The sequence below is a fragment of the Anaerolineales bacterium genome (assembly GCA_016928575.1).
Classification (GTDB): domain Bacteria; phylum Chloroflexota; class Anaerolineae; order Anaerolineales; family RBG-16-64-43; genus JAFGKK01.
Map to the genome: position 1 here is coordinate 1 of JAFGKK010000003.1, position 13,514 is coordinate 13,514.

Annotated in this window: 16 protein-coding genes; 15 read left to right on the forward strand and 1 reads right to left on the reverse strand. The window is 63.4% G+C overall.

All coding sequences use genetic code 11. The features are described 5' to 3' along the window. The first annotated feature begins 322 nt into the window (after positions 1–322). The 5 genes from JW929_00590 to heR all read left to right on the forward strand — a co-directional run bounded on the left by JW929_00590 (position 323) and on the right by heR (position 4,030). On the forward strand, positions 323–1,159 hold the full coding sequence (locus JW929_00590; protein MBN1437880.1) for a DegV family protein: 837 nt from the start codon (positions 323–325) through the stop codon (positions 1,157–1,159). A gap of 13 nt (positions 1,160–1,172) precedes the next feature. Further along, positions 1,173–1,967, forward strand: coding sequence for a DUF1295 domain-containing protein (locus JW929_00595; protein ID MBN1437881.1), 795 nt, complete (start codon positions 1,173–1,175; stop codon positions 1,965–1,967). 303 nt (positions 1,968–2,270) lie between these two features. Then, positions 2,271–2,597 carry a DUF1475 family protein gene (locus JW929_00600; GenBank protein MBN1437882.1) on the forward strand — a complete coding sequence of 109 codons (327 nt, stop codon included), beginning with the start codon at positions 2,271–2,273 and terminating at the stop codon, positions 2,595–2,597. Between the two features lie 15 nt (positions 2,598–2,612). Next, positions 2,613–2,957, forward strand: a complete 345-nt coding sequence (locus JW929_00605; protein MBN1437883.1) for a DUF4345 family protein — start codon at positions 2,613–2,615, stop codon at positions 2,955–2,957. A 197-nt stretch (positions 2,958–3,154) separates the two neighbouring features. Next, complete coding sequence (gene heR / locus JW929_00610; GenBank protein ID MBN1437884.1) at positions 3,155–4,030, forward strand: heliorhodopsin HeR; 876 nt, start codon at positions 3,155–3,157, stop codon at positions 4,028–4,030. 396 nt (positions 4,031–4,426) lie between these two features. On the opposite strand, the gene JW929_00615 is transcribed toward heR, so the two are convergent. Then, positions 4,427–5,242 (reverse strand): mechanosensitive ion channel, encoded by an 816-nt coding sequence (locus JW929_00615; protein ID MBN1437885.1) that lies wholly within the window; start codon positions 5,240–5,242, stop codon positions 4,427–4,429. A 574-nt stretch (positions 5,243–5,816) separates the two neighbouring features. Here JW929_00615 and JW929_00620 point away from each other — a divergent pair. The 10 genes from JW929_00620 (at position 5,817) to JW929_00665 (ending at position 13,227) form a co-directional block, all read left to right on the forward strand. Further along, on the forward strand, positions 5,817–6,638 hold the full coding sequence (locus JW929_00620; protein MBN1437886.1) for a methyltransferase domain-containing protein: 822 nt from the start codon (positions 5,817–5,819) through the stop codon (positions 6,636–6,638). A gap of 1,011 nt (positions 6,639–7,649) precedes the next feature. Beyond that, entirely contained in the window at positions 7,650–7,793 is a 144-nt protein-coding gene (locus JW929_00625) for a hypothetical protein (GenBank protein ID MBN1437887.1), read from the forward strand. 57 nt (positions 7,794–7,850) lie between these two features. Next, positions 7,851–8,072, forward strand: a complete 222-nt coding sequence (locus JW929_00630; GenBank protein MBN1437888.1) for a hypothetical protein — start codon at positions 7,851–7,853, stop codon at positions 8,070–8,072. Positions 8,073–8,163: 91 nt separating this feature from the next. After that, positions 8,164–8,415, forward strand: a complete 252-nt coding sequence (locus JW929_00635) for a DUF4342 domain-containing protein (GenBank protein ID MBN1437889.1) — start codon at positions 8,164–8,166, stop codon at positions 8,413–8,415. 58 nt (positions 8,416–8,473) lie between these two features. Beyond that, positions 8,474–9,367: a ChbG/HpnK family deacetylase gene (locus JW929_00640; GenBank protein MBN1437890.1), complete on the forward strand. Its 894-nt coding sequence runs from the start codon at positions 8,474–8,476 to the stop codon at positions 9,365–9,367. A gap of 58 nt (positions 9,368–9,425) precedes the next feature. Beyond that, complete coding sequence (locus JW929_00645) at positions 9,426–9,728, forward strand: TIGR04076 family protein (GenBank protein MBN1437891.1); 303 nt, start codon at positions 9,426–9,428, stop codon at positions 9,726–9,728. A 54-nt stretch (positions 9,729–9,782) separates the two neighbouring features. Then, positions 9,783–9,953, forward strand: a complete 171-nt coding sequence (locus tag JW929_00650) for a hypothetical protein (GenBank protein ID MBN1437892.1) — start codon at positions 9,783–9,785, stop codon at positions 9,951–9,953. 37 nt (positions 9,954–9,990) lie between these two features. Then, positions 9,991–11,604 (forward strand): hypothetical protein, encoded by a 1,614-nt coding sequence (locus JW929_00655; protein MBN1437893.1) that lies wholly within the window; start codon positions 9,991–9,993, stop codon positions 11,602–11,604. A 28-nt stretch (positions 11,605–11,632) separates the two neighbouring features. Continuing rightward, positions 11,633–12,280: an SGNH/GDSL hydrolase family protein gene (locus JW929_00660; protein ID MBN1437894.1), complete on the forward strand. Its 648-nt coding sequence runs from the start codon at positions 11,633–11,635 to the stop codon at positions 12,278–12,280. A 29-nt stretch (positions 12,281–12,309) separates the two neighbouring features. Further along, complete coding sequence (locus JW929_00665; GenBank protein ID MBN1437895.1) at positions 12,310–13,227, forward strand: alpha/beta hydrolase; 918 nt, start codon at positions 12,310–12,312, stop codon at positions 13,225–13,227. The last annotated feature ends 287 nt before the right edge of the window (positions 13,228–13,514 follow it).

Below are 13,514 nucleotides of genomic sequence, written 5' to 3' on the forward strand. Positions count from 1 at the left end.
CGTCGTCGTCGCGGATCCGGAAAAGGACCGCCGGCCGGGGATCGGAGTCTGCTATTACGCTTCGATCCTCCTCAACGCGCTGATCGCATTCTTTGTCAGCGGCGCGGCCGCCCGCTGACGGGGTTCCCTCCGCCGTCCTCCGCGCATTCCACCCGCCTGATTCCCCCTCTTCCCGGCCCGCCCCTCGAATTCGGATGCCCTGCTCCGGTTTACCGTTTTCGCGCAGGCGTTTTTTTATATTTCCGTGTATTATTGGGGGGCGTAGAAGACGGAGTCTGTCACCGAACGGATTCTCAGGCATCCAATCATTTAGGAGGCTCCCATGACTATCCGCATCGTCACCGACAGCACCTGCGATCTGCCGCAAAAGGCCGTCCGCGAGTACGGGATCGGCGTCGTCCCCCTCTATATCCAAGCCGGCGGCCGCTCCTACCTGGACGGCGTGGACCTTTCGCGGGCCGAGTTTTACGAGCGCCTGCCCTCCTTCCAGCCCGCGGCCACCACCGCCGTCCCCAGCCCGGAGCTTTTCCGCCGCGAATACGAACGCCTGGCCGCCGAGGGCGCGACGGAGATCCTCTCGATCCACATCTCCGAGAAGCTCAGCGGGATGGTCAACGTCGCCCGCGAGGCGGCCAAGGAAACCACGGCGCTGCCGGTGACGGTCTTCGATTCGCGCCAGCTCAGCCTGGGGATGGGCTTCGAGGTGCTGAGGGCCGCGGAATTGGCCGCGCAGGGGCGGACGATGGCGGAGATTCTCGCCGAGCTGGAAAAGCAGATTGCCCGGACGCACGTTTTCGCCGCCCTGGATACGCTTGAATTCCTGCGCCGCAGCGGGCGGATGAATTTCGCCCTGGCTACTATCGGGACGATCCTGCAGGTCAAACCGTTCCTGAAAATGTACGACGGTGAGCCCACCGCCGAGCGCGTCCGCACCCGCAGCGGGGCGATGAAGCGGCTGATCGAACTGCTCTTGGAGCACGGGCCGTTCGAGAAGGCCGCCATCCTGCAATCGGCCGCCTCCGAGCGGGCCAAGGAATTGCTCGACGAGGTGCGCAACCTCCTGCCTTCCGGCGAGATCTGGATGGAGGAGATCAATCCGGTGATCGGCACCCACATCGGCCCGGGCGTGATCGGCTTCGCCTGCATCTCTAAAGCCTGACGGGGAGGGAATGATGGACCTGCTTTCCGCGTACGGAATCGGGTTGTTGGTCGTGCTGGGGAGCATGACCGCGCTGTGGCTCCTCAGCCTGGCGCTGAAGAATTCCAGCATCGTCGACATCTTCTGGGGCGCGGGGTTTGTCCTCGTCAATTGGGTGTATTTCGCACTTTCCCCCGATGGATACCTGCCGCGGCAACTGCTGATCGGAATCCTGGTCACCGTCTGGGGTTTGCGACTCTCGATTCACATCCTGCTGCGCAACTGGGGCAAAGGGGAGGATTTCCGCTACCGCAAATGGCGCGAGGAAAACGGCCCGCGCTGGTGGTGGCGAAGTTTCTTCCAGGTGTTCCTGCTGCAGGGCGTGTTGCTCTGGATCATCTCGGCCCCGCTTCTGACGGCGCATTTCGGCCCCCTGCCGGACCGGCTGACGGTGATTGACGCGGTGGCGGTCCTCTTCTGGGCGGTCGGGTTCTTCTTCGAGGCCGTCGGCGACGCGCAGCTCGCGCGCTTCCGGGCCGACCCCGCCAACCGGGGCAAGGTTTTGGATACTGGCGTCTGGCGCTACACCCGCCACCCGAACTACTTCGGCGATTCCGCCCAGTGGTGGGCTTTCTACCTGATCGGAGCCTGCGCCGGCGGCTGGTGGACGCTCTTCAGCCCGCTGATCATGACCTACCTGCTGAGGCGCGTGTCGGGTGTGGCGCTGCTGGAGAAGTCGATGGAGACGCGGCCCGGGTACAAGGAGTACATCGAGCGGACCAACGCGTTTATCCCGGGCCCGCCGAAGAAGCGCGGGGATCGAGCATAGATGCGACAAGCTGGTTGTGATCGTCTTGCACGCACCTGCCCTCGGCGTGCTTTTCAGCGTGGGTGCTCTGGGGGGGCATTGAGGGTCTTCACACTCAAGTTGACAAAACGACGCTGGACCCCCGATAAAACCACTCGGGGGTGACGATCCCGGCAGGCCGGAGCTCAACGAGGCGCATCGGGAGCGGGATCTGCAATCTGATCCGGGTAATTGTCTCCGTGCCTCTCCGTGCTCTCCGTGGATAGGATACGGCGTGTCCGACTTTCTGTAATCCGGCTGGTCCTGGTTAGGAAAGGAGAATCCATGAACCTTGCCAAAGCAATCGCCCTGCTCGGCCTGCTGGCGATGACCGCGGTCCTGATCTACGGCTTCGCCGCCGGCGATTTCGCCGCCGACGGCGCGATAATCCTCGCCAATCCGTGGGGGATCGTCTCGTTGGTCGATCTCTACGTCGGGTTCGCGCTGTTCTCGTGCTGGATCGTCTTCCGCGAGAAGGCGTGGCTCCCGTCGGTCGCCTGGGTCATCCTCATGATGGTGCTGGGGTTCTGGACCGGCGCGCTCTACACCTTCCTCGCCCTGCAATCCAGCGGCGGGGATTGGAAAAAATTCTGGTACGGGAAACGCGCTTGAGGCGGAGGGAAAACTATGGACATCCTGCAGATTCTGAAAATCGTCGCCGCGCTGGCGACGGTCGCCACCGGCCTGATCTCCCTGGTCAAGCCGCGTGCGATCAAAGGCTTTACCGGGCTCGAGGCGACCGGCCCGCGCGGGATCACCGAAATCCGAGCCGTGTTGGGCGGCTTGTTTATCGGCTTGGGGCTCGCGCCGTTCATCCTCGCCGTGCCGCAGGTCTACCAGATGCTGGGAATTGCATACCTGGCGATCGGAGCGGTCCGCGCCGTCTCGATGGTCCTCGACCGCTCGGTGGTGCAATCCAACGTCATCAGCCTGGCGGTGGAGATCGTCTTCGGCGTCATCCTGGTGCTCTGACCGTACCGCCCTTGCTCCTTTCCTATCACCCGCGCTCCCCGATCGCCGCCCCCCGCTCCTTCGGGCCGTCGGCGGAAGCCGGTTGCGGGTTGCGCCGGGGCGGGTTTTCCTATATTCTCGGTTGGTGATTCGGGATCGAGCAGACAAACGGAGGGGCCTCCCCGGAGCGGGGAGCGTCCAAAAAAAAGGAGGAAATCATGGCAAAGAAGAAAGCTGCCGCGAAAGCCAAGGTCAAGGCCGTCAAACGGGCGGTCGCCGCCGTTCCCAAAGCCGCGGCCAAGGCCGCCGCCGTACTTCCGGTGGCGGCGGCGTCGGAGCGGACCTACACCGGCCTGCGGATTTTCAACGCCGTCATGGGCTGTCTGCACCTCGTCCAGGGCGTCTTCATGTGGGCGATCAGCAACGACACCGCTTACCCGGTGTTCACCAACTTCCTCAAGTTCGATACGGTTTCGAAGACCCTGACCCCCAATCCCACCCAGGCCTTCGAGGTGCGCTTTGGGCCGGCGGTGGCGGTCTTCCTGCTGATCTCGGCCGTCGCCCACTTCTTCCTCTCCACCGTCGGGTACCGCTGGTACGTGGCCAAGCTTAAGCAGGGCATGAACCCGGCGCGGTTCTACGAGTACGCGCTCTCCTCCTCGCTGATGATCGTCCTGATCGGGATGCTGGTGGGGATGACGGACCTGGGCGCGCTGATCCTGATCTTCGGCATCAACGCGATGATGAACCTGTTCGGGATCCTGATGGAACTGCACAACCAGACCACGCCGAAGACCGATTGGACCTCGTTCATCTACGGCTGCATCGCCGGGATCGTCCCCTGGATCGTCATCTTCCTTTCGTTCTACGGGGCGCTCGGATCCTCCGACGCCAAGCCGCCGGCGTTTGTCTACGCCATTGTCCCGACCATCTTTGTCTTCTTCAACATCTTCGCGGTCAACATGTTCCTGCAATATAAGAAGGTCGGGCCGTGGAAGGATTACCTCTTCGGCGAGCGGATCTACATCGTCCTGAGCCTGCTGGCCAAGACGGCGCTCGCCTGGCAGATCTGGGCCGGCACGCTGCGGCCGTAGGAGGTATCTCTGGAAGGTTGCTCGTTTTTCCATCCGAACCGGGATGAATCCCGGCGCTGGAATATGATGCCCCCGCTCGAAATCCGCGGGGGCATCGCTTTCCAAGGAGCTGTTGAAAAAATGGGCAAGGACGGCTTTTTTGGCTGATGCCCTGCATTCGTTGGATCGTCATTCCCGCGTGGTTTTAGCGGGAATCCAGGGGTGGAAAGAACTGGACGCCCGCTAGATACACCCTCGCTGTGCATACATGGCGGCTTGCGTGGTTTTAGAAGCCGCCATGCTTCGCAAGGGCTGGCGCGGGCATGAAGATCACTTGGTGCGCTTTGGTAAAAATGGACAGCCTTGTGATGGACTGTGCCGGAAGGAAACCCGGCGCTGTGGCGGGCCGATGAAATCCTAATCCTGCTTTTGCTGCAGGAGCACCGTTTGGGTCGGGAAGGGCATCTCGATCCCGGCTTGTTCAAGGGCTGCTTTTATCTTGGTGAAGGCCATATCTCTGGCGGCAATGAAATCCCCTTTTTCCATGTCGAGCCAGAAATAAAGGGTCAGATGAAAAGCCGAGTCGCCGAAAGCGCTGAATACGACGGAGGGCGCGGGGTCCGCCAGCAGGCCGGGGATGGAGCGTATCGCTTCGAGGATCGTCCGGCGGGCCTGCTCGGGATCGCTGTCGTAGGCGATGCCGACCGGTACGTCGATCCTCCGGTCTTTCGCCCGGGTGAAATTCGTGATCGTGTGCGAGAGCACGTCCGAATTGGGGATGATGACGATCCGGCCGTCCCAGGTGCGCATTTCGGTCGTGCGCATGTTGATCGCCAGGACCGACCCGCTGTAATCCGCGACCTCGATCGCGTCGGACACGTTGAACGGCTGTTGGATCAGCAGGATGACGCCGGCGACGAAATTCTGCATGATGTTCTGCAGCGCGAAACCGACCGTGAATCCGAGGATCCCCAGGCCGGCCAGGAACGCGGTCACGTCGAAGAAGCGCTGCAGGGCGGTGATCAGCCCGACGGCGAAGATGCTCCAACGCGCCAGGCGGGTCAGCAGCAGGGTGATTTCCGGATCGGCCTTCTGCCGTTTCAACACCTTGGAGAGCAGGTTTCCGGCCAGGCGGGCCAGAACGATGCTGGCGCCGAGGATCAACAGGGCTTCCAATATTGTCGGCAACAGGTCGATAGCGCCGTCGGCGAGGTTTTCCAGGAATGTCGTCATGCTGCTCCTCCATAATGCTGTGGGTTGCGCCCCTCGGCGGGTTTGCAGAGCAAGGGGCAATGCCGTAAGCGGATCGGACGAATGAACGGCGGGTGAAGGCCGGATGCGCGGCGCGGGTCTGGCCGGCACTCGGCCTCCGCCGGATGGAATTCAATCCCGCCGTCTGCATCGGCAGGTGTGTGCGGTCCAAGGCCGGAATCCGCCGCTTGCTGCATTATGCCCTATCATCCATGCGGGATCAACTCGCCGGTATTTGATCCTGCGGAATTCCAATTCGAGATCCGCTTCCGCCCCCTCTGGCCCAATGAGGAATCCTGCCCCGTTAGGTGGTCTTCCTAACAAGGGGGAACGGAGGCGGGGGAGGGAGGACGGGAGGCTTCTTGCGTCCACTTGGAACCTGCTCTTTCCCCTGCAGTCCCCCCATTCCGAAGGAATGGGGGGAAGTGCTTTTGGGGGGAGGGTAGGAGGGGTGGGATGGGATAGTTTGGCGGGTGGATGGCTTCCCGAGTTCTCGTCCCGAACCCACCGCCCACAACAGGAACAAGTAGAATCCGTCCGATTCGAAGGAGGAGCCATGTATTCCATCCGGGTGAAAAAATATTACACCGAGACGGTGCGCAAGGAATGGAACCGGCTGGTCCGCGGCCCCTACTTCCGGCTGGAATTCGAAACCACCATGCACTATCTGAAGAAATTTCTTCCGAAAAGTGGGCGGATTCTCGATGCCGGCGGCGGCCCGGGGCGGTATACGATCGAATTGGCCAGGCGCGGTTACCGGATGACTCTCCTGGATCTCGCGCCCGCCAATCTGGCCTTCGCCCGGCGCAGGATCCGCGCCGCCGGCGTGCAAAACCGGGTGGAGGGGATCGTCGAGGGTTCGATTACCGACCTTTCGGGGTTCGCGGACGGCACATTCGATGCGGTGATCTGCACCGGCGGCCCGTTGTCGCACGTCCTGGATGCACGGCGGCGCGGCCGGGCGGTGAAGGAACTGATCCGCGTGGCGAAGAAACGCGCGCCGCTGTTCGTCTCGGTGATGAGCCGCCTGAGCGTTCAGCTGATCGAGTTGGCGTTGTTCCCTCACGAAATCGAGATGCCGTTTTTTAAGGTCGCGCGCGACACCGGCGATTACCCGGGAATGTGCGGTTTCACGGCCTGCCATTTCTTCCTGCCGGAGGAGCTGGAGCAGGCTTTCACGGGCAAGGGTGTGCGGATCCTGGAAATGATCGGCTTGGAGGGGCTCAGCTCGCGCCAGTACCGGGCGGTGAACGCGCTGGCCAGGCATCCGAAGCGCTGGCGAGTCTGGCTGCAGACGCACTTTCTCACCTGCGCCCATCCCGCGGTGGTCGGGATGAGTGAACACATGCTGATTGTGTGCCGCAAGGAGCCCGTCTGAAGGGATCCGATCAGGCGGGATGTCCGGCGCCGATTAATTTTTCAGGAAACCACTATCCTGCGCGGCGCCGCCGGCAATTCCCTTTTCCCTCGCCGGCGCCAAGGGAGATCGTATTTAACCTCCGCCGAATGGACGATCTTCGCCGGTCGCATCAGCCTCAGCCTCCAAGGCGGGCCCATGTCGACTCGGAATCGCATTTTTAAGACTTCCCAGTCGCTGATGCTTGCCGTTTTACTCCCCGCAATATTCGCCTGCCCCCCCCTTTTTCTTACACTCGCACCGGCCGCAACCCCGCGGATTGCGGAAACGGCTGGCGCGCCGACGGTGGAATCATCCATGCCCGCGGCGTCCGCCGAGCCCTGGACCGCGGAAGCTTGGCCGTATCCGGCGATCGATCCGGCCGAACATGGACGGATCGGGATCGCTTTCTTTCGACGGTTTGACCGCGCTCTACGACGAAGCCCGGTGCTTCGACGAAGCGTGGTTTGATTTTCGCCCAAGACCGCCTCCCGGAGCGGTTCCCGATCCGGTCGTGTCGGGAGGTTTTCGAATTCGGCATCGGCACCGGATGGATTGCGCTTCCCTTGGCGGCGCGCGGCGATAGCATCACGGGAAATGCCCGCGGTGCAGCGCGCTCGATTGCGGGGCCTGCCCGCGCCGCCTCAGCTGGCGTACGCGTGGGCCGATTCCGTCCGCCTTCCGTTCCCCGACGGCCGGTTTGATCTGGCTGTGGCGGTGCATCTTTTTATTTTTTCCCGTCCGTGAAAGCCGGCTGCTGAGGAGCTCTTGCGTGTCGTCCGGCGGGCGGTGGCCGTGATGCTGATGGATACCGGTACGGGCATGGAGATCCCGTAGTACAAGGAAAGCCAAAAGGAATTGTGCGCGGATATGGGACATCCGATCCCTGCCCAGGGCGCAAGCGGCACTCGGGAGATTGTGGAGCCTTTCGGGGCTCTGGGCTTCCGTGCGGAGTGTGTCCGCGACCGCTGGAAATGAACGGAGCGGATACCGGTGGCCACGGCCGTCGGATATGTCCGGGCGCGGGCCTATTCCTTCACCATTCTGGTCCCGGAGGATGTCCACCGCCGGGTCGTCGAAATCCTTGCGGCGCGGGGCGGCCTGGACGCAACGGCGGAGATCCCGAACCAGGTGTAGTTGGTCGTGATCCGGCGGCCCCAGGGCAACTCATCGTCGGCCGGCATTTCGGGTAGAATGACGCCGTTTCCTGGCGCCGTGCTCTCCCCGGGGAGGGCGCCGGTGGGGATTCATGCCATGCGGCAGATGCTGTTCATCGCCGCGCTGTTTGTCTTCGTCGTCCTGGCCTTGAATGGCGAATGGCATCTCCTTCCCAGCCCGGCGGAGATGGGCTTTGCGGCGGCGCGGCCGCTCGCGGAGGAAGCGGAGCGAGGACGAGGGGCGGGCGGGAGCCGCTGACTGGCTGTAGGGGGCGGCGGGACCGGGCGCGTCCGTCCTCCAACTGACCGGTTTCTTTTCGTTGCTGTTGTCCGAACCGAAAGGAGATCCAATGTCCGATCACCAAACCCGCACCGAAGAATTCGTGATGAGCGGCGATGCGCTGCTCACGAAGATTAAAGAGCTTCTGCATGAGGGCAACATCCGCCGGATCCTGATCAAGGACGACGCCGGGAAAACGCTGATCGAGTTTCCGGTCACGCTGGGCGTGGTCGGGGCGATTGTGGCGCCGCAGTTGGCGGCGATCGGCGCAATCGCCGCGCTGGTCGCCAAATGCACGCTGGTGGTGGAAAAGGACTCTTAACCCCGGTCCACACTCGTGTATTGCGGGTTTAGGGAGAGGCCGGGAATGAGGAGATGCCATGCAGCCCAACCCCTTTCTACGCAAACTTGGTTTCTCGGATACGGACCGCGTAGTGGTCATTCACGCCGACGACATCGGCCTGTGCCACGCGAGCGTCGCCGCCATGGAGGGCTTGATGGGCGCCGGGATCGTCTCCTCGATGTCGGCGATGGCCGCCGCACCGTGGTTCCCGGCCGCGGCCGCCTTCTGCCGTTCGCATCCCGAGATCGACATGGGATTGCACTTCACGCTGACCAGCGAGTCGGAGGTCAGCCGCAGCCGTCCGTTTTCGACTCGCGACCCGGCCTCCGGGCTGGTGGACGGGAGCGGTTTCTTCCACCAGAAAGCGGAGATCCTCTATGCGCGCGGCAAGCCGGCGTCCGTGCTGGCGGAGCTTAAGGCGCAAATGGATTATGCGCAGGCATCCGGCATCGATCTGACCCACGTGGATTCCCACTGCCTGACCGCCTGGGCCCCGAAATTTCTTCCGGCCTACCTGCAGGAACCGGCGCGCCGAGGGCTTCCTTCCTTGTTTCTCCGCGCCGAGCGCCTCGACGGGAAAGCCGCCGGGGCGGAGGTGAAAAAGGCCGAGGCGTACGGACGCTGGACCGGGATTCTGGAATCGCGCGGATGGCCCGTCTTTGACCGCTTTGAGATGATGCCGCTGGACCGCGCCGACGACCGGATCGGCGAAGCCCGACGGAAATTGTCGGGGCTGCCGCCGGGCCTGACATATTTCGTGATCCATCCCGCCGCCGACACCCCCGAGTTGCGCGCCTTTACGGGAGATTGGAAGTGCCGGGTGGCCGACTACCGGGCTTTTACCAGCTCCTCCCTGCGCGGCTTCCTCAAGCGATCCGGCCTTCGGGTGGTCGGTTGGCGCGCGTTGCGGGATGCCGTCCGCAAAAAGTAAATCCCTCCCGCCCCTTCCCGCATCCGCAGGCGCGCCGTGGATTTGGAGGAGGGAGGGAATGGAAGAGGGAACCATGCCCGGAAAGAAATGCAAAATCACCGTCATCCGCAAGGACTTTCATGAGGATCTCTACCGGCAATGTCCCGCCGGACCTCCCGGTCCGTGCGGCCTGTTGGAAGTCGGCCGGGTTTTCGTCACCGATAGCGAGTGGTCTCCGCCGGAAGGGCTTTGCCCCTGGGCTTGGGCGGATATGCGTTCCATCATCCAAGGCAAACACGCGGGCGATCCGCAAGTGAAAATCGTTTCCTGCACGGACGGATTGCGGCCGGTGCTTTTTAAATTGGAATGCATCGAAGGATAACCCCTGCCTTTTTTCGGCCGGAGTCGCGAAGCATATCCGCGAATCGGATATATAATGAACTACCGATCGGCCTGCCCCCCGCTTCCCCCGCTTCCCCCGCTTCGCGAGGGCAGGCGCGAGGGCAGGCGCCAGGGCAGGCGCGAGGGCAAACGCAAGGGCAAGCGCGAGGGTGGGCGCAAGAGCGGGTGCGGGGTAATCCTCAACCCGCGAGGATCGAGGGAGTGATGGCCGCCGGGCGATGGAATGCCCGCGAAGCCCAGGCATGAATGCGGAACTCCGCCTCCTGCGAACGTCGTTGGGTATCGGCGGATCGGTCGTCGCCGCCGCGGCGCTGTTGCTATTGTTCGCCCCCTCGGACCCGGCGCCGGCTTTCGTTTCCAGCATCCTCCCTCTTCTGCTGAGCCTCGCCGCCGCCGTCATGGCCGGCGGGGTTTTCTTCCGGCACCGCAAAGACGCCGCCGGGGCGAAGATCTGGGGGGCGATGACCCTCGGACTGGCCTGCTGGTCCCTCGCCGAGGGGGTTTGGGCCGGGCTGTATGCCGGGACGGGAGGAGAAGTCCCCGTCCCGTCCGCTGCCGACCTCTTTTGGCTGATCGGATACCTGCCGCTGGGCTTCTCCATCGCATATCAGTATTCGTTGTTGCGGGCGACGATCCCGCGTTCGGGAAGGCTGTGGCTGGGCGGCATCCTGACCGGATTGGCGGTCGTCCTGGCGGCCGCGATCATGCTTCCGGTCTTCGCCGATCCATCCTCCGGACCGGCGCTCCAGGCGGCGGTCTCCGTCGCGTATTCGCTCGGCGATATTGTTGTGTTGTCGTTCGCCCTGGCGCTGGTGTTTGTCTTTTTCGGCGGGGATTTGGCGCTTTCGTGGGGCGTGATCGCCGCGGGGATTCTCCTGCATGCGGTTTCCGATCTGCTGTTCGGCTATGCCGAGTGGCATGGGCTCTACTACCCCGGCGGCCGTCTGAACGCGCTGAGCGCCGCCTTCGACCTCCTCTACATCGCCGCGTACGCCGTCTGGAACATCGGGTTGTTCCTCCGCTTGCGCCTCCCGGACCCCGGGACGGGCGTGGAGATCCGATCCTTCCTGCCCGAGCAAGGGAAGGATTTCCTGCTGATGGCGGATAAGGACGGCCGGGTCGTGTTCCTCGATCCCGCCCTGGCGCGTATGCTTGGGATGAGGGGGCCGGGAGAGGGGGTCGGCGTATCCTTCGGCAAGCTGGTCGGCCTGGCGGGCGGGTATGAACGCGCGGCGCTGCACAAGGCATCCAAAACCGGCCTCAGCGATGATTACACGGTTCTTCTCGGCCTTTTCCGCCGCAAGTACCGGTTGCGGGTGGTGGTTTCCAGCGATCCGTCGCACTTGCCGGGATACGACATCCTGATCCTTCCTGAAGAGTCCTCTGCCGCGCCGGAAACGGGCCGGGAGGATCTGCTTCTTGGCCGGCTTGCGGAAAGAACCCGCGAACGGGAAGTCCGCCGCCGCTTCTCCGGCGGGGAGGATCCCCTGCGATCGTATTGCGGAATCATGATCGAATTGCTGTATGTCCTTGTCGCCCGAGCGGCCGGCGCGGGGGTGGGAGCCGCGTTCGAGGGGGTTCTGGATCGCAAGGCGAGGGAAACGGGCATCGCGTTCGAATTGCGCCGGGGCCGCGTATCCTGGGGGGAGCCGGCGGCGAATCCCGGCGCCTACCGTCCGCTCCTCGACCAAGCCGTTTCCTATTCGCGCGAAATTTTGTCGGCGGAAGCCGTCGACCGCAAACTGCGGGAGATGGAGAAGTTCATCGACCCCGGAATCCTCCGGGAGGCGGACGCCGCCCGCCTGCGCGGCGATTGGCGCCGGAAGCGGGAATCCGGGAACGCCTCCGCCGCGTGATCCCTGCCCATGGAAAGGACGGACCCCCATGAAAATTTCGCCCGGCAGCTCGCTGGTGATGATCGGCGATTCCATTACCGAATGGGGACGGGAACAGCCGCTGGCCGATGAGGCCGACGGCCTGCTCGGCAGCGGCTATGTCCATTACGTCGACACCCTGATCGCCGCCGCCTATCCGGCTCACCGCCTGCGAATCTGGAATACGGGCATCGGCGGCAATACCGTCCGGGATCTGGCCGAGCGTTGGAAGCGCCATGTGCTGGATCTGCATCCGGATTGGCTGTCGGTCCTGATCGGGATCAACGACGTTTGGAGCCAATTCGACCTCGGATACCCTCCCGCGCGGCAGATCAGCTTGGAGGAATACGAAACGACCCTCGAGCGGCTGATCCGCGAAACCCGGCCGCAGTTGAAAGGGCTGGTCCTGATGACGCCGTATTTCGTCGAGGCCAACCGCGACGTCCCGATGCGCGCGATGATGGACCGCTACGGGAACGTGGTCCGGGCGCTGGCCAAAAAAAATCGGGCTGTGCTGGTGGATACGCAAGCCGCGTTCGACGCGGCGCTGATGGACGCCGCGGCCGACGAATTGGCGGACGACCGCGTTCATGTCAACGCCGTCGGCCACATGATTCTGGCGCGGGCCTTTCTGAAGGCCGTGGATTTTCTTTGGTAGGGTCTTCCCCGCCGCGGAAAAGAAATCCCGTGCCCAGCCTGCGCAGCCGCATCGTCCGGTTTTTCATCCGTCGTACGGGCTTTATGAGCATGTCCGGGGTCAGCATCCCCGAAATCCGCCGGAGGACCGAAGCCGGCGCACGGCTGCTCCCCGTCCCGCGCGGGGTCGCCGTCAGGCCGGCGGCGGTCGGCGGAGTGCCCGGAGAGTGGCTTCTCCCCGACGGTGCCCCGGCCGACCGCGCCCTGCTTTATATTCACGGCGGCGGATTTCTCTTCTGCTCCCCCGCCACCCACCGCGGAATCGTCGCCCTTTTGGCGCGCACGGCCGGGACCCGCGCCTTCTTGCCGGATTACCGCCTGGCGCCGGAACATCCCTTTCCGGCCGCCTTGGATGATTCCCTCGCCGCCTGCCGCGGCCTGATGCAAAGCGGCTTCGGACCCGGACGGATCGTCGTCGCTGGAGATTCCGCCGGAGGCAATCTGACCCTGGCCTTGATGCTGGCATTGAAGGCGGCGGGGGATCCGTTGCCGGCCGCCGCCGTATGCCTCTCGCCGGTGACCGATATGGCCTGGACCGGCGAATCGATGCGCACGAAAAGGGGCATCAATCCGATTTTCCCCGGGGGAAAGGACGCCCCCCTGGCGGTTTCCGTTCGGACGGATTACGTCCGTTCCGAGGATCCCCGCAATCCCCTGATCTCGCCGCTCTACGGGGATCTGCGCGGTCTGCCGCCGATCCTCCTGCACGTGGGCGGGGATGAGATCCTGCTCGACGATTCGGTGCGCCTGGCCGAGCGGGTGCGCGCGGCGGGCGGCAGTGCGGAGTTGGCCGTCTGGGAAGGAATGTGGCACGTATTCCAGGCGGCCGCTCCTTTCGTTCCGGAGGCGAATCAATCCATCCGCCAGATGGCCGGTTTTATCCGGCGGGTGCAGGGGGAGGGGAATTAGCCACTCTGCGGAATACGCGGAAGCTCACGGAAGGATCTCAGAGGTTTTATCCGTGTTCCTCCGTGCCCTCCGCGGATGATGTTCTTTCCATTCTGACAATAAATATCCACGGAGAGCGCGGAGAATCGCGGAGGGACCTCAGGGCTTTTACTCCATGCTCCTTCGTACCCTTCGTGGATGATGTTCTTTCCATTCTGACAATTAATGACTCCACTGCAAAAAGGTTGATCGAAAAACGAATCCCGGCCGAGTCCAAGGTGTTCTATTCCATGAACGAACCCCACCTC